Genomic DNA, 14,664 nt, shown 5'->3' on the forward strand with positions numbered 1-14,664 from the left:
ACCGACAGAGTGTAAGGCCTGTCACGCGGGACAAGGCGTCCTCCGAAAGGTGCAGACTGGGAGAATGTCGTTCGGGCCGTACCTGACCTACTGGGGTCTGCAGCCGGATGGCCCGGCGATCCAGACCCCCAGCAGCGACCTCCTGCCCGTGAGCTATGGTGCGATGGCGGCCATGCTCAAGATCGCCCACGACGACGAGGAACGGCGCGGAAACGGCGTGATGGTCTGGTGGGCCGGCCGGGGCGCCGCCCGGGTCTACCAGCACGACGGCGCGGCCCTGCTGATGGAGCGACTGGACGTTCACCCGTCCTTGCTGGAGATGGTGGCCGCTGGGCAGGATGACGAGGCGACGCGCATCCTGTGCCGGGCCGCGGCAAGCTTGCCCCGCGCGCGGCCCTGGCCTGAACTGCCCACGCTGCGGCGCTGGTTCAGGTCCCTGGAAGCCGTGGCCCCGGCGACAGGTGGGGTCTTCGCCACGGCCCTCGCCACGGCGCACGAACTGCTGGACGCGCCGCAGGAGGTGGGTGTGCTGCACGGCGATATCCACCATCAGAACCTGCTGCACAGTTCCTTTGGGGGCTGGCGGTTCATCGATCCCAAGGGCATCCTCGGCGAGCGCGGCTTCGACTCCGCCAACATCCTGTGCAATCCCGACCTGGGGACGGCCACCGTACCGGGACGGCTGGCCCGGCAGGCCCGGGTCATCGCGAACACGGCAAACCTGGAACTGGAACGCGTACTGGGGTGGGCGCTGGCCTACGCCGGCCTGTCTGCCGCGTGGCATCTGGAGGCCGGCGAGAGCGAGCTGGCTCAGACCACGCTGGAAGTGGCCCGGATCGCTGCGGCAGAACTGGGCCGGACCATCTGAGGCGGGTGCCATCAGAAACGGCCCACGTTGCGCGCAGGCCGCCCCTCAGTTCGGTGATTTGCAGGCAGGGCGGTGCCCCGCGTCCCCAGCCTTACTTGATGGCGCCGTTCAGGCCGTTGGGGTAGAAGCCCCCCTTGCCTGCGCCAGGAGCCAGGTAAACGATGTTCAGCACTTCACGGGTACTGCGGCCGTAAGCCACGCCATTCTTGTCGGCGGGAGCAATCACGGCGTTCCCGGCGTTGTCGGTCAGGCCCATGTCCTTGCCGCCGCCCACCTTGCCGCGCAGGTTGCTGATGGCCTGCACGACCTGGCCCACGTACAGCCCCGCCGCCGCCGTGATCTGGCGCTGCTGGTACAGCATGGTGCGGATCGCGCCGCCGTGGTAGGCCTCGACGGCCAGAATGCCGGCGGCGGCCTGCAGGTAGGCGGGGTTGGTGATCAGCGTGGCCGCACCGGCGTAGGCGGTGACACCCACGTCCTCGAAGATGAACGCGCCGTGCAGGAAGAACAGGTCGTTGGCGTAGGGGTTGAAGCCCGTGATGGCTCCACCGCTGGCCGCGCTGCCCGCCGCCTTGAACGCGGCGTCGAGGTCAATCACCGGACGCATCACCGCACCCTTGCCCAGCGCGCCGTGCAGGAACTTGACGTGCGACAGCTCGTCCTCGGCAATGTCTTTGGCCAGCGCCTGCACGTTGCTGTCCTTGAACTGCATGCCGCGCGCCATGTCAAGGCCGGCAGGCAGGCGGATGGCCGCGTCGCCGCCAATCTTCTTCAGTTCACCCAGACGGCCCACTGCGGCCAGGTAGAAGGCCGCTTCCAGGTATTCCAGGTTCAGGGCGAAGTTCAGCACGTCGCCGTCGATGTCCTTGGCGGGGGCGGCCAGGGCAGGAGCGGCGAGGCCCATCGCGGCCATGCCCAGGCCCGCTTTGCCCAGGAAGCCCAGGGCGGCGCGGCGGTTGAGGTTGGATTCGGTGGTCTGACTGTTGGTGGTCTGGCTGGGGTTGGTGTCGGTCATGGCAGTGCTCCTTGGGGACAAGAGGGCGGGACGGGACAGCGCGCCGGGGCGTGTCCTGGACGGGTTGGAGCGCGGGAGGAATGCAGAAGTGCAGCTGGTCTCTCCTGACTCATCCGGATATATGCAGCGGCCCCACAACTGGATCAGGCAGCGTCAGAACATGAACGGCGCATAAAGGTCTGCCGCCTCGCTAGAGTGGGCGCATGACCGCCTCCCCCACCTTGTTCGAGCGCATCATCGCCCGTGAGATTCCCAGCGACATCGTGTACGAGGACGACGATTACATTGCCATCCGTGACATCGCGCCCAAGGCCCCGGTCCATCTGCTGGTCATCCCCAAGAGGGTCAGTGCCCGCCTCGACGAGATCACCGACGCCGGGGAAATGGGAGCCCTGTGGCTGACCGCCGTGAAGGTGGCCCGGCAGCACGCCGAGGACTACCGCCTGCTGGTCAACTCCGGTGAGAAGGGCGGTCAGGTGGTGTTCCACACCCATATTCACATTCTGGCGGGCTGGGAGAACGGCCCCGAGAGCGACACCTGATGCCCCAATTTGATGCCATCCTCTTTGACCTCGACGGCGTTCTGGTGGACAGCGAACTGCAGGCCAACACCGTCTGGGTGCAGCTCCTGGCCGAGCAGGGACTGGATATCGATCTGCCCACGTTCATGGCGAACGCGGTGGGCGGCACGCATGTGGTGCTGTTCGAGTGGCTGAAGAACAGTTATGGCTGGACGCGCCCCGAAACCTTCGTGCCTGAACTGGATGCCCGCCTGCATGAGGCTTTTGGCAGCACACAGGCCATTGAGGGCGCGGCCCGGACGCTGGCACTGCTACGAGAGGCGGGGCTGCCCTTCGCTGTCGCCAGCAACAGCCTGCGCAGCCGCCTGAAGCGCAAGCTGGAAGCGTCGGGCCTTGCCCCGCTGGTTGGGGAGCACGCCTACGACCCGGCCCATGTCGGCGGACGCGGCAAACCCGCCCCGGACCTGTACGCCTACGCCGCAGCTCAACTGGGCGCGGACATCACCCGCTGCCTGGTGATTGAGGACAGCGTGACCGGCCTGAGCGCGGGTGTTGCAGCTGGCGCAACAGCTTGGGGGCTGCTGGCCGGAGGCCATGTCCATCCGGACAACGCTGCCCATCTGACCGGGGCAGGGGCGAAGAGGATCCTCAGAACACATAAGGAATTGCAGGGAGCGCTAGGGTTGGTAGGAGCGTCCCTGACTCAGCCCGGCTGACTGCCACAGTCCCTGGGCGGCCACTCCGGCACGGCAAGGGCGCATGAGAGGTCTGTTTAGGAGGCTTGCTGACCAGTCCGGCGGGCTCTCCTCTGAAGCAATTCTCAACCTTTTTCGCCCCCGTCCCCAGACGCGCCTACACTGCGCCCCATGTGGTGCGCGCCGTGTGGATGAACCTGTTGCTGGCCTTCATTCCCATCAGTCTGCTGCTGGAGTGGGTCTTTAAAGCCCCCCCACTGTGGATTTTCGCCACAGCAGTGATTGCCATCATCCCGCTGGCGGACCTGCTGCGGCAGGGCACCGAGCAGATCGCAGCGAGGGCCGGGCAGACCATCGGCGGTCTTCTGAATGTGACCTTCGGGAATCTGGCCGAACTGATCATCGCCGTCTTCGTGCTGCTGGGCGGCAACACGGTGGTGGTTAAGGCGCAGATCACGGGCAGCATCATCGGGAACGCGCTGCTGGGACTGGGTCTTGCCATCCTGATCGGCAGTTTCGGGCGCAACCGGCAGAAATTCAACCGCGAGAATGCCGGGCAGCTCAATTCCATGCTGTTCCTGGTGGTCATCGCCCTGCTGATTCCGGCCCTGTTCGACTACACCGAGCGCCTGCCCGATTTCCTGGCGGGCAGCACGCAGGCGCGCGGCAATCTGGACGAGTACCTCAGTCTGGGCGTGGCCGTCGTCCTGATCACGGTCTACGCCCTCAATCTGGTCTACACCCTGGTCACGCACAAGGACGTGTTTGCGCTGGAGGGCGGAGAGGAAGGCCACGGCGGCGCGTCCCCCTGGCCCGTGTGGAAGGCTGCCGCCGTGATGGTGGGGGCCACCGTGTTCATCGCCGTGGAATCCGAAATGCTCTCCGGCGCCCTGGAGGCCACCAGCACGCAGCTGGGCCTCAGCCCGTTCTTTCTGGGGATCATCGTGCTGGCGGTGGTGGGCAACTTCGCCGAGTACATCGCGGGCAGCTACTTCGCCCGCCAGGGCAAGCTGGGGCTGGCCATCAACATTGCCGTGGGGGCCACCATTCAGGTGGCGCTGTTTACCGCGCCAGTGCTGGTGATCATCTCCTACCTGATCGGCAAGCCGATGAATCTGGTCTTTTCCAGTCCGCTGGAGCTGGCCGCCATCGTGGCGGTGGCCCTGACCGTGACCACCGTGACCAAGGACGGCGAGGCCACCTGGTTCGAGGGCGTGCTGTTGCTGAGCGTGTACCTGTTGCTGGCGCTGGCCTTCTTCTTCGTCACGCCCAGAATCGGGGGGGAGGAGACCGCCCTGCCCGCACCTGCGCGCACCCTCATTTCGTCCAGCCTTCCTGTCCACCCCCCGCTCCTCAGGCTCTAAACTCGCGCCCATGAGCCATTCCTTTACCCCCGAACGTCCGCTGCGCGTCGCCGTGATCGGCAGCGGCCCCAGCGGCGTGTACGCTGCCGAGGCGCTGATCAAGCAGAGCCAGATTCCCACCGAGGTGGACGTCTTCGACCGCCTGCCCACCCCCTACGGCCTGGTGCGCTACGGCGTCGCGCCGGATCACCTGACCATCAAGAGCGTGACCAAGGGCTTCGAAAAAACCTTCAGCGATCCGCGCGTGCGTTTTCTGGGCAATGTGGAGTTCGGCACGGACCTGACGCACGACGACCTGAAGGCACATTACGACGCCATCATGTACACCGTGGGCGCCAGCGGGGACCGCCGCCTGGGCATTCCCGGCGAGGATCTGAGCGGCTCGATGAGCGCCACCGAATTCGTCGCGTGGTACAACGGCCACCCCGATGCCGCCGCCCGCGAGATGGTCCTGAGTGCCACGGGCGTGGCGGTGGTGGGCGTGGGCAACGTGGCTCTGGACGTCAGCCGTATCCTCTTGAAGACGGTGGAGGAGCTGCGGGCGTCGGACATCGCTCCGCATGCGCTGGACGTACTGGAGCACAGCCCGGTGACGGACGTGTGGATTTTGGGACGGCGCGGCGCAGCGCAGGCCAAGTTCACCACCAAGGAGCTGCGCGAATTTGGCGAGCTGTCCGACGCCGAGCCGGTGGTGCGGCCCGAGGAGGTGACGGTGGACGAGCACGCCGAGGCTGCCATCACCGACAACGTGGTCAAGAAGAATCTGGAAGTGATCCGCGACTTTGCGGGGCGCACGCCGGAGGCCAAGCCGCGCCGCGTTCACCTGCGCTTCCTGGTGTCCCCGGTGGAAATCCTGGGCGACGAGGACGGCAACGTGGCGGGGCTGAAGATCGAGCGCAACACGCTGGACGACGCGGGCAACGCGGTGGGGACCGGCGAGACCGAGGTGCTGCCGGTGCAGATGGTGCTGCGCTCGGTGGGTTACCGGGGCGTGGCCTTGCCCGGCGTCCCCTTCGACGAGAAACGCGGCGTGATTCCCAACGAGGGCGGGCGGGTGCTCGGTCGCAGCGGCGAGTACACCTCCGGCTGGATCAAGCGCGGCCCCAGCGGCGTGATCGGCACCAACCGCAAGGACGCCACCGATACCGTGGCGCACCTGCTCGCGGACGCCGGGGCCGGAATGCTGCCCGCCGCCGCGCAGGCCACCCGCGCCGAGATTGACGCCCTGCTGGGCGAACGCGGTGTGGACGTGTACACCTTCGCTGACTGGCAGGCCCTGGACACCCACGAGCAGACGCAGGGCCAGGCACAGGGCCGTCCCCGCGCGAAGGTGGTTCACAGGCACGAGATGCTGGGCCACCGGCGCAAGTAAAGCCTCGGGCGGACACCGAGCGTGGGCATTCGTCTCCGCCAGCTTTGTCATACTTTTCCCCTGATGACATCCCAGCATTCCGACATCGTGGTGATCGGCGCTGGCCCCGCCGGTCTCCACGCTGCCTTTTACGCGGCGTGGCGCGGCCTGCGGGTACGCGTGCTGGAAGCGCGGAGCGAGCTGGGCGGCCAGCTCAGCGCGCTGTATCCCGACAAACGCGTCTACGATGTTCCGGGCCTCCCAGGAGCACGCGGGGCTGAAGTGGTGGCGCATCTGCGGCGGCAACTGGATGGGCTGGACGTGGACGTGCGGATTAACACCGTGGCTCGGACACTCACCAGCGACGGAACAGGCTGGAAGATCGGCACGGACCGGGAGGTTTTCACGGCGGGCGCGGTCATTCTGGCGGCGGGCCTGGGCGCTCTGCTGTCCCGTGCGCCACGCATCCCAGGCGCGGACTCGCATCCGGATGTCCGGACCGATCTTCCCGACTTCGAGGAGCTGAGTGGACGGCGCGTGCTGATCGTGGGCGGTGTCCCGCAGGCAGCCAGGGCAGCACTGAGGCTCATGGAAGCTGGCGCGAGGGTGACGCTGACCCACAGCCGGGCCGGCTTCCGGGGCGATCCAGGGTCCTTGGCCCAGCTGGAAGAGGCGAGAACCGCTGGACGACTTGAAGTCCTGGCTCCCGCTCGCCTAATTGCGCTCACGCCGCAGGGGGCCGAGTTGGAGGTGGAGGGTGAACGGCGTGACCTTCAGGTCGAGACTGTCCTCAGCCTGGGCGGCTACCTGCCTGACCTCTCCCCCATTCAGTCGTGGCCGCTGGACTGGCACGGCGAGTACGTCCCGGACGGCCCCGGCGGGAGCACCGTGCTGGAAGGCGTGTATGTGGCGGGCGATCTGGCGGGGTCGGGCGGCGACTTCAAACTGATCTCGGTGGGGCTGGCGCAGGCCGCCGTTGCCGCCAACCACGCCGCGCACCACGTGCGGCCCGAACTGAAGATCAGACCAGGGCACAGCAGCGACAGACGCCCCCCAGGGGGAGCGGACGAGCCCTAGGAGCGGTTCTCAAGCAACTGCCCGGCTTCGTCCACCCCTGCCGCTTCCAGCAGGCCCACCAGGCCCAGCGAAAAGCCGTCGTTCAATCTGGGCCATTCTGGCGGAAAGGGCTGAGTCTGGGTCACGTCGTTGGGCACCATCACCAACTTGAACCCGGCGGCGACGGCGGCGGTTCCACCGTTCAGGCTGTCCTCGACTGCCAGACACTCCCCGGCACGCAGCCCCAGACGCCGGGCGGCCAGCACGTACAGTTCGGGGTCCGGCTTGACGCGCTGCACATCGTCGCGTGTGCACAGCACTGTGAACAGGTTCAGCAGGCCGTGCTGCTCCAGCCAGCGCGTCACCCAACGGCGGTCGCTGCTGGTCGCCAGGGCCAGCGGCCATCCGGCGGCATGCAGGCCCTCGAGCACCCCCCGCACGCCGGGGCGCAGTTCCTGCTCGCCGATGTCGGCCACGATGCGGGCATGCAGATCCAGGTGGACGTTCTCACGGTCAGCCTGCACCTCCTCGGGGAGACCGGCCCAGGGATCGAAGGCGTCCCAGGTGCCGATGCCGCGCTGCCAGTCGGCCAGCGCCAGCTCACGCCCGTGTTGCCGGTACAGCTCCTGCCAGTGGTGAAACTCGCGAGTCTCGGTGTCCAGGATAGTGCCGTCGAAATCGAACACGACGGCCCGCAACACGTCGGAAGAGCGGGCAGAGGAAGGAGACATGCGCAGCAGTCTAGTGGGGAACCGCTCGGCGCGGCTTGAACGTCACTTCAGAACCGCCAGGGCAGTGGCCGGAGCTGCCAGGGGGCAGGTTGAATGATCCCGGGCCAAAGCATCCGGACGATCCTACTGACTTTTGGAAAGCATTTAACCTACAGTGGGACGGTGCAGGAGTTGACCATTTTCCAGGAGCTTGAATCGCGGACGCCGCTGGCTGAACGGGCCGGCGTCCTGAGCGAGTCGGCCCAGTGGCGTGGCCTGCCGGTGTTCGTGAAAACATTGATGGTGGACGATCCCGACGCCCAGGCCCGCTTTCACCACGAGGGCCGGGTGGCTGCCTCCCTGAATCATCCGGGGATCGTGCCCTTGTTGGCAGTCTCGCCCAGGCAGCTGATTTTCCCGTTCGTGGAGGGCGGGACCCTGCGTGAGCGGCTTGAGTGCGGCGTCCTGGACGTGCAGGAGGCCACCGAAGTCGTCATGGGCCTGCTGCACGCCGTCGTGTACCTGCACCGCCAGGGAGTGACCCACCAGGACCTGAAGCCGGAAAATGTGCTGCTGCAGAGCGGGCGCGCGGGCCAGGACACGGTGAGGATCATCGACTTCGGCATGAGCCACGCCCGGCACATGCCGCTGGACATTCACAGCGGCACGCGCATGGGCACGCCGCATTTCATGGCCCCGGAGCAGTTCTATGGCATGCGCGGCGACATTCGCAGCGACCTGTACTCGGTGGGCGTGCTGCTGTTCGACTGCCTTGCTGGGGGGCCGCCCTACGCCGATGCCCTGGGCTGGCTGGCCGGAATCCACACCGACCGGGCCGAATTGCCCGGTCCGGCGGCGCTGCACCCGCTGCTGCGCTCCGCACTGTCACGCGATCCGGCCCAGCGGCCCCACAGCGCGGGCGCCATGCTGCGCCTCCTGTGCTTGGCCCGCCAGGAACTGGGCCTGTCAGACCTGGAAAATCCAGGGCCAGCAGACCGGGCCACGCCGGATGGCGAAGATCTGGTTCTCCCGGGCACGGCGAAAGGCAGCAGCAAGCCATGACCCTGCTCGCCTTCACAGGCAACCGTTTTCTAGCTGAGGAAGCCCTGCGCGAGACGCTGACCAGCCGGGGCCTGAATCCGCGCGAACTGCCCCGGCTGGGCGGCGAGGACGTGACGGCCCAGACCCTGGGGCCTCACCTGTCGCCCGGTCTGTTCGGGGACGGCGGCGTGATTGTGGACTTTGAAGGGGTGAAGCCCGACAAGGCGCTGCTGGAACTGCTGGCGGGCGCGGCGGTGACGGTGGCCGTGCTTGACGAAACCGCCCCCGCCACGCGCACCAAGCTGTACCAGTCACGCGGCGAGCAGATCGTGTCTGCCGCGCCCAGCAAGCCTGGCGAGGTCACCGGCTGGGTGGTGCAATACGCCAGAAAACAGAAGCTGCCGCTAGACAGGGAAGCCGCCGCCTACCTGGCCGAAGTGTTCGGAGCCGATCTGGCAGGCATCGCGGGCGAGCTGACCAAGCTGGCTCTGCTGGACGGACCTCATACCAGAGAAGCCGTGCAGCGCGTGGTGGGCCGCGAGCCGCCGGGGGACAGTTTCGCCATGCTGGGCGCGGCCACGGCGGGCCGCCCCGGCGAGGCGGTGGGACAGCTCCGCCGCCTGCTGGCCTCCGGCGAGGACCCCTTTAAACTGATGGGCGCGGTGGTCTGGCAGTACAGCCTGGTTGCCCGCTGCGTGGCCCTGTTGCAGGAAGAAGGCCGCGTCACCGAAGCCGCGGCGGCCCAGCGCCTGGGCGTCAAACCGTATCCAGCCAAAAAAGCCCTCGATGTGGCCCGCAGGCTCAATGAGGCCAAAATTCGCGCCCATCTGGGCCGGATCCTGGACGCGGATCTGGCGATGAAACGTGGCCTGGACGCCGGAGTCACACTGGAACGCCTGATTGTGCAACTGAGCGTTTGAAGGCTCTATGTGATCCCGCACTCTCCACTCTGAAGAGCATTCAGCGTCTTTGCCCCTCCAGCGATGCCGCCACGCACCTCTATCGTGGGCCAGATCGTGGGTGCCCGTGGCGGCTGCCCTTGCCGGGGAAGGGATCTCTGACGCTGTGAATGTTCAGTCCTGGCTGGAGTCCCCCACCGTACCCTGGGCGTGTCCCGGTAGGCCATCGTGACCGAGTGGTGATCGGCAGAAATGGACATGCTCTGGGCGGCGGCCCACACCAGTGGGCTCCCGAGATGATAGAATTGAACCGAGTCTAATTAAGCTCTACCCCCTCTCAATCCGGTCCTTTCCAAGGAGTGTCCAGCATGGATTTCACCCTGAATGACGAACAGCGCCAGCTTCAGCAACTCGCCCGCGACTTTGCGCGCAGGGAGATCATTCCGATTGCCGCAGAATACGATCAGAAGGAAGATCTGCCGTGGCAGGTGGTGGAAAAGGCATTTGAGGTCGGCCTGCTCAATCCCAGCATCCCCGAACACGCGGGGGGCCTGGGCCTGGGCATGTTCGACGAGTGCCTGATCGGCGAGGAGTTGGCCTACGGCTGCATGGGCATCTACACCGTGCTGATGGCCTCAGAGCTGGGTATTGCGCCCATCCTGATTGGCGGCACTGAGGAGCAGCAGGCCCGCTTTCTGGGGCCCCTGACCGAGAAAGCCGGGCTGGCGGCGTTCGCGCTGTCCGAACCCGGCAACGGCTCGGATGCGGCGGGGATGGCCACGATGGCCCGCGACGACGGTGACGCCTGGATTCTGAACGGCACCAAGATGTGGATCAGCAACGGCGGTGTGGCCGAGTTCAACGTGGTCTTCGCCACCACTGACAAGGCAGGCGGGCACCGCGCCACGGTGGCGCTGGTGGTCCCGAAAGATGCCCCCGGCTTCAGCCACAACAAGATCAAGCACAAGATGGGCCAGCGCGCCAGCCTGACCAGTGAACTGGTTTTCGAGGACGTGCGCGTGCCCAAGGAAAATCAACTCGGCGGCCTGGGCGACGGCTTCAAGATCGCCATGAAGACGCTGGACAAGACCCGCATTCCGGTGGCCGCCGGGTCCGTGGGGATCGCCCGCCGCGCCATGGAAGAGAGCATCAAGTACGCCAAGGAGCGCGAGGCCTTCGGCAAGCCGATCACCGAATTTCAGGCCATCCAGTTCAAGTTGGCCGAGATGGCGATGGGCATCGAGACGGGCCGGTTGATGTACCAGAAAGCCGCGTGGCTGGTGGACCAGGGCAAGCCGCACGGTTTCGAGAGCGCCATTGCCAAGGCATACTGCTCGGAAATGGCCTTCAGCGCCGCCAACGAGGGGATTCAGGTCCACGGCGGCTACGGCTACGTCGGCGAGTATCCGGTAGAAAAGCTGCTGCGCGACGTGAAGCTGAACATGATCTACGAGGGCACCAACGAGATTCAGCGTGTGGTGATCGCACGCAACTTGCTGAAATAAGCACTTCTCACCCGGTGCTCTGTTCCCCGTCTTACGGCGGGGGCTTTTTTATCGCCGGTCCACTTCCGGTTCCCGTTCCTCGGCCCGGTTGGTCTGCGGGTACAGCCAGCGCAGGAAGACCAGGAAAAGTCCGATCACCGTCGCCGTGCTGGTGGTCAGGAAGGCCACCAACACGCTGCTGTCCAGACGGAAAGGCCGCCCGCCCAGTTCGCCCCAGCCCGCGGCCAGGGTCAGGGTCACGTCCGCAATCAACCAGCCCGCAGACAGGATGAACACGATGGCCCCCACACCCAGCCGCAGGAGGCGCTGATCCACTGCCTCGCGGTAACGCAGCTGGCGGGTCATCCTCTCCAGATCAGCGTTGGAGGCCGGAGTGCGGCGTTCGCTTTCCAGGCCCTGCTGCACGGCCCGCTCAATGGCGGACTGAACGGTTGTGGACGGGGCTGGTGGGGGTGCTGGCGCGTCGCCGAGCCGCTCCAGTGGTTCAGGCACTGCGCGCCAAGCTGGTGTAGTACTCGCGGGTGATCTCATCGGGAATCAGGTTGTCCTGCAGCCCGTAGGTCTGGGACCACGGGCTGCCCGCACGGTGGGTCAGGCGCGAGAGTTCGCCGCCCTCCATGCCGCCGTAACCGCTCCAGACGCTGCGGATCACCTCCAGCGCCTCGCTGTCTTGTGTCAGGTCAGGTTCGCCGGGCGCGACGGGCAACGGCTCGGAGATCGGCACCCGGCCGCGCTCACCCCAGTGCTGCCACAGCCTCCGCACCACCGGACCGCGTTGCCAGGCATGCACCGTGTTGTACATCAGCGGACGGCCCAGCAACGCCAGCGTGTAACCGTGGGCGATATACACCAGCTTGTGCACCTGCATCTGCGTCAGAGCGCGGCCCTCGGCGCGGGCCAGCTCCAGAAAGGTGTTCGCCACCACCTCGGCAGCGTATCCGGTGCGTTTGGGATCGTCGATGGCGATAGTCATGGTGTCTGTCCTCCCTCCTTTCTGATCAACTCGTTCTGACCACAGCGTAACACTGCCGGTGGAAAGAGGCCAGAGCTTCAGTCCAGGCGACCCAGGTAGGCGTAGGTACGGTAGGTCAGTGTGACGTGACCCTCCTCCGCATAGGCCTCGAAGGCGCTGTCCAGTTGCCGCGCCACCACCGCAAACTGGGGATCGCTGGGTGCAGGCAGATAGCTGACGCTGCCGGCCAGAGCATGCAGGCGCTCACGGGTGAAGCGAACCGGATTATCAAAAACCTGCACCGCGAAGCCGCCCGGCATCAGCAGGGGCAGCTCGTGCTCTGGCACACGCGAGAGCAGCTCGCCGTCCTCGCGGCTGAAGGCGGTCACGACTTCGCGGTAGGCGGCGTTGAACCCGGTGTCCACCCCGCGCCAGTCGTTCCAGACCAGCAACACCTGCCCGCCGGGGGCCAGCACGCGCCGGAACTCCCGAACGGTGGGGGTGGGAGCAAACCAGTGCGCGGCCTGGGCAGCGGTGATCAGCCGGACGGAGGCAGACTCCAGAGCGGTGGCCTCGGAGGTGCCATTATACACGGCCAGACGGCCCGCCGTCACTTCCCCAGCCAGCGCCACTTCGAGCTGGCCACGCATCTCTGGATTAGGTTCCACAGCGTCCAGGGCAAAAGCTGGCCCCATAGCGTGAGCCAGCAGCAGACGGGTGAACAATCCTGTCCCAGCGCCCACATCCGCCACACGGCCAGAAAGCAGACCGAGGCCCGCCAGCCACTCTCCCAGCGCTGAAGGATACGTCGGACGGGCGGAGGCGTAAACCTCGGCGCGGCCCAGAAAGCGGTCCGGGTTGGTCACGCCCTGACCTTCGGCTTCTTCACCCGGATCTGTTCAACAGGGGCGGTCACTTGCGACGATGGCCGCCAGGCACTTGCCAGAAAGTAGGCCAGTCCACCCAGCGTTCCCGCAAGGATCAGGAAGCCCAGCAGACGCCACAGCACCGCTGCCGTTCCCACCACGAAGGCGCCCAGCCCCACCAGCAGTTGCCCCAGCAGCCATACCAGCGAGAGCGCCGCTACAGCCAGCAGCACGACGCCGATGATCGCCAGAATCAGTCTTGCCATGGAAGCAGAATAGGGCAACAGGGAACGGTGAGTTGCTGTAAGGAGAGGGCTTTCTGTCGCGGTTCCACGGGCGAACGGTCCGGTTCAAGCCCTCCGCCCGCCTCAACTGAGGAACAGACCTTGCTGCAAAGCGACGGAGTTTGCGTTCCATCCCAGCCGTCGCACAGACAGCAATAAAAAGAGGCCGGGAGCTTCACGCCCCGGCCTCCCCATCGCTGTGACTTTATGCCATGTTTCCAATGATCGCGTCGGCAAATTCACTGGTCTTGACTTCCTTCGCGCCTTCCATGTTGCGGGCGAAGTCGTAGGTCACGACCTTCTGGGCGATGGTGGCGTCCAGCCCCTTGAGGATCATGTCGGCCGCTTCTGTCCAGCCCATGTAACGCAGCATCATCTCGCCGGACAGGATCACGGAGCTAGGGTTGATGACGTTCTTGCCCGCGTACTTGGGCGCGGTACCGTGGGTGGCCTCGAAGATGGCGTGGCCAGTCACGTAGTTGATGTTCGCCCCCGGCGCGATGCCGATCCCGCCCACCTGGGCAGCCAGCGCGTCGCTGATGTAGTCGCCGTTCAGGTTCAGGGTGGCGATCACGTCGTATTCCTTAGGGCGCAGCAGGATCTGCTGCAGGAAGTTGTCGGCGATCACGTCCTTGATCACGATGCCGTTGGGCAGCTCGCACCACGGGCCGCCGTCGATTTCCTTGGCGCCGAATTCGTTCTTGGCGAGTTCGTAGCCCCAGTCGCGGAACGCGCCCTCGGTGAACTTCATGATGTTGCCCTTGTGCACCAGGGACACGCTCTTGCGGTCATTGTCGATGGCGTACTGGATGGCGGCACGCACCAGACGTTCGGTGCCCTCCCTGGACACGGGCTTGATGCCGAACGAGCTGCTTTCGGGGAAACGGATCTTGGTCACACCCATCTCGTTCACCAGGAAATCGCGCATCTTGGCGGCTTCAGGGGTGCCGGCCATGTACTCGATGCCAGCGTAGATGTCCTCGGTGTTCTCGCGGAAGATGGTCATGTTGACGTACTCCGGGTGAACGAGGGGGCTGGGCACCCCTGCGAAGTACTGCACCGGACGCACGCAGGCGTAGAGATCCAGCTCCTGGCGCAGCGCCACGTTGATGCTGCGGATGCCGCCGCCGACGGGGGTGGTCAACGGTCCCTTGATCCCGAAGAGGTATTCGTTGAAGGTATCAACGGTTTCCTGCGGCAGCCACTGGCCCTCGCCGTAGACCTCCACACTCTTCTCGCCCGCGTAGACTTCCATCCATTCGATCTTGCGCTCACCGCCGTAAGCCTTCTCGACGGCAGCGTCCAGCACCCGCACGCTGGCCTTCCAGATGTCGGCCCCGGTGCCGTCGCCTTCCACGAAAGGAATGATGGGATGATTGGGGACGTTCAGTTTGTCACCCTGCATGCTGATCTTCTCGCCCTGCTCGGGCCGCTGGATATGGCTGCTCATAACCTGCAATCTAGCGCCTCGCGGTCATGAGGAGAGGAAATCCCACTGTTACCCTCTAAGTTTGAGCCGAGTACAGGACCGGAAATG

16 protein-coding genes are annotated in these 14,664 nt (G+C 65.8%); 9 read left to right on the forward strand and 7 right to left on the reverse strand.

The window, feature by feature from the left end; genetic code table 11:
* Positions 1 to 64 precede the first annotated feature (64 nt).
* Positions 65 to 868: an aminoglycoside phosphotransferase family protein gene (locus HNQ08_RS00275; RefSeq protein ID WP_184126920.1), complete on the forward strand. Its 804-nt coding sequence runs from the start codon at positions 65 to 67 to the stop codon at positions 866 to 868.
* Between the two features lie 91 nt (positions 869 to 959).
* Here HNQ08_RS00275 and HNQ08_RS00280 read toward each other — a convergent pair whose 3' ends face one another.
* Positions 960 to 1,883 (reverse strand): ferritin-like domain-containing protein, encoded by a 924-nt coding sequence (locus HNQ08_RS00280; RefSeq protein ID WP_184126922.1) that lies wholly within the window; start codon positions 1,881 to 1,883, stop codon positions 960 to 962.
* Between the two features lie 203 nt (positions 1,884 to 2,086).
* On the opposite strand from HNQ08_RS00280, the gene HNQ08_RS00285 reads away from it, so the two are divergent.
* The 5 genes from HNQ08_RS00285 to HNQ08_RS00305 all read left to right on the forward strand — a co-directional run bounded on the left by HNQ08_RS00285 (position 2,087) and on the right by HNQ08_RS00305 (position 6,891).
* Positions 2,087 to 2,425 (forward strand): histidine triad nucleotide-binding protein, encoded by a 339-nt coding sequence (locus HNQ08_RS00285; protein WP_184126924.1) that lies wholly within the window; start codon positions 2,087 to 2,089, stop codon positions 2,423 to 2,425.
* Positions 2,425 to 3,120: an HAD family hydrolase gene (locus HNQ08_RS00290; protein WP_184126926.1), complete on the forward strand. Its 696-nt coding sequence runs from the start codon at positions 2,425 to 2,427 to the stop codon at positions 3,118 to 3,120. Before HNQ08_RS00285 ends, HNQ08_RS00290 begins: the two co-directional genes overlap by 1 nt.
* Positions 3,121 to 3,284: 164 nt before the next feature.
* Entirely contained in the window at positions 3,285 to 4,463 is a 1,179-nt protein-coding gene (gene cax / locus HNQ08_RS00295; protein WP_184127701.1) for a calcium/proton exchanger, read from the forward strand.
* A 10-nt stretch (positions 4,464 to 4,473) separates the two neighbouring features.
* Entirely contained in the window at positions 4,474 to 5,835 is a 1,362-nt protein-coding gene (locus HNQ08_RS00300; protein WP_184126928.1) for an FAD-dependent oxidoreductase, read from the forward strand.
* A 63-nt stretch (positions 5,836 to 5,898) separates the two neighbouring features.
* Positions 5,899 to 6,891, forward strand: a complete 993-nt coding sequence (locus HNQ08_RS00305) for an NAD(P)/FAD-dependent oxidoreductase (RefSeq protein WP_184126930.1) — start codon at positions 5,899 to 5,901, stop codon at positions 6,889 to 6,891.
* Here the strand turns inward: HNQ08_RS00305 and HNQ08_RS00310 are convergent.
* Positions 6,888 to 7,601: an HAD family hydrolase gene (locus HNQ08_RS00310; RefSeq protein ID WP_184126932.1), complete on the reverse strand. Its 714-nt coding sequence runs from the start codon at positions 7,599 to 7,601 to the stop codon at positions 6,888 to 6,890. The genes HNQ08_RS00305 and HNQ08_RS00310 overlap by 4 nt on opposite strands.
* 93 nt (positions 7,602 to 7,694) lie before the next feature.
* Between HNQ08_RS00310 and HNQ08_RS00315 the strand changes: the two genes are divergently transcribed.
* From HNQ08_RS00315 to HNQ08_RS00325, 3 genes are all read left to right on the forward strand, one after another.
* Positions 7,695 to 8,642, forward strand: coding sequence for a serine/threonine protein kinase (locus HNQ08_RS00315; RefSeq protein WP_184126934.1), 948 nt, complete (start codon positions 7,695 to 7,697; stop codon positions 8,640 to 8,642).
* Positions 8,639 to 9,541 carry a DNA polymerase III subunit delta gene (gene holA, locus HNQ08_RS00320; RefSeq protein WP_184126936.1) on the forward strand — a complete coding sequence of 301 codons (903 nt, stop codon included), beginning with the start codon at positions 8,639 to 8,641 and terminating at the stop codon, positions 9,539 to 9,541. The genes HNQ08_RS00315 and holA overlap by 4 nt, the downstream gene beginning before the upstream one ends.
* 347 nt (positions 9,542 to 9,888) lie before the next feature.
* Positions 9,889 to 11,025, forward strand: a complete 1,137-nt coding sequence (locus tag HNQ08_RS00325) for an acyl-CoA dehydrogenase family protein (protein WP_184126938.1) — start codon at positions 9,889 to 9,891, stop codon at positions 11,023 to 11,025.
* A gap of 48 nt (positions 11,026 to 11,073) precedes the next feature.
* Here the strand turns inward: HNQ08_RS00325 and HNQ08_RS00330 are convergent, their stop codons facing one another.
* The 5 genes from HNQ08_RS00330 to icd form a co-directional block, all read right to left on the reverse strand.
* Complete coding sequence (locus HNQ08_RS00330) at positions 11,074 to 11,517, reverse strand: hypothetical protein (protein WP_229789515.1); 444 nt, start codon at positions 11,515 to 11,517, stop codon at positions 11,074 to 11,076.
* The gene (locus tag HNQ08_RS00335) at positions 11,510 to 11,998 is read right to left on the reverse strand and encodes a Panacea domain-containing protein (RefSeq protein ID WP_184126940.1); all 489 of its coding nucleotides are present in this window, start codon (positions 11,996 to 11,998) and stop codon (positions 11,510 to 11,512) included. The genes HNQ08_RS00330 and HNQ08_RS00335 overlap by 8 nt, the downstream gene beginning before the upstream one ends.
* 77 nt (positions 11,999 to 12,075) lie before the next feature.
* Positions 12,076 to 12,843 (reverse strand): class I SAM-dependent methyltransferase, encoded by a 768-nt coding sequence (locus HNQ08_RS00340; RefSeq protein ID WP_184126942.1) that lies wholly within the window; start codon positions 12,841 to 12,843, stop codon positions 12,076 to 12,078.
* A complete protein-coding gene (locus tag HNQ08_RS00345) occupies positions 12,840 to 13,109 on the reverse strand; it encodes a hypothetical protein (protein ID WP_184126944.1) in 270 nt (89 codons plus the stop codon). The genes HNQ08_RS00340 and HNQ08_RS00345 overlap by 4 nt, the downstream gene beginning before the upstream one ends.
* A gap of 223 nt (positions 13,110 to 13,332) precedes the next feature.
* Positions 13,333 to 14,577, reverse strand: coding sequence for an NADP-dependent isocitrate dehydrogenase (gene icd / locus HNQ08_RS00350; protein ID WP_184126946.1), 1,245 nt, complete (start codon positions 14,575 to 14,577; stop codon positions 13,333 to 13,335).
* Positions 14,578 to 14,664 lie beyond the last annotated feature (87 nt).

It is taken from the genome of Deinococcus humi, assembly GCF_014201875.1.
In the GTDB taxonomy this organism is placed as follows: domain Bacteria; phylum Deinococcota; class Deinococci; order Deinococcales; family Deinococcaceae; genus Deinococcus; species Deinococcus humi.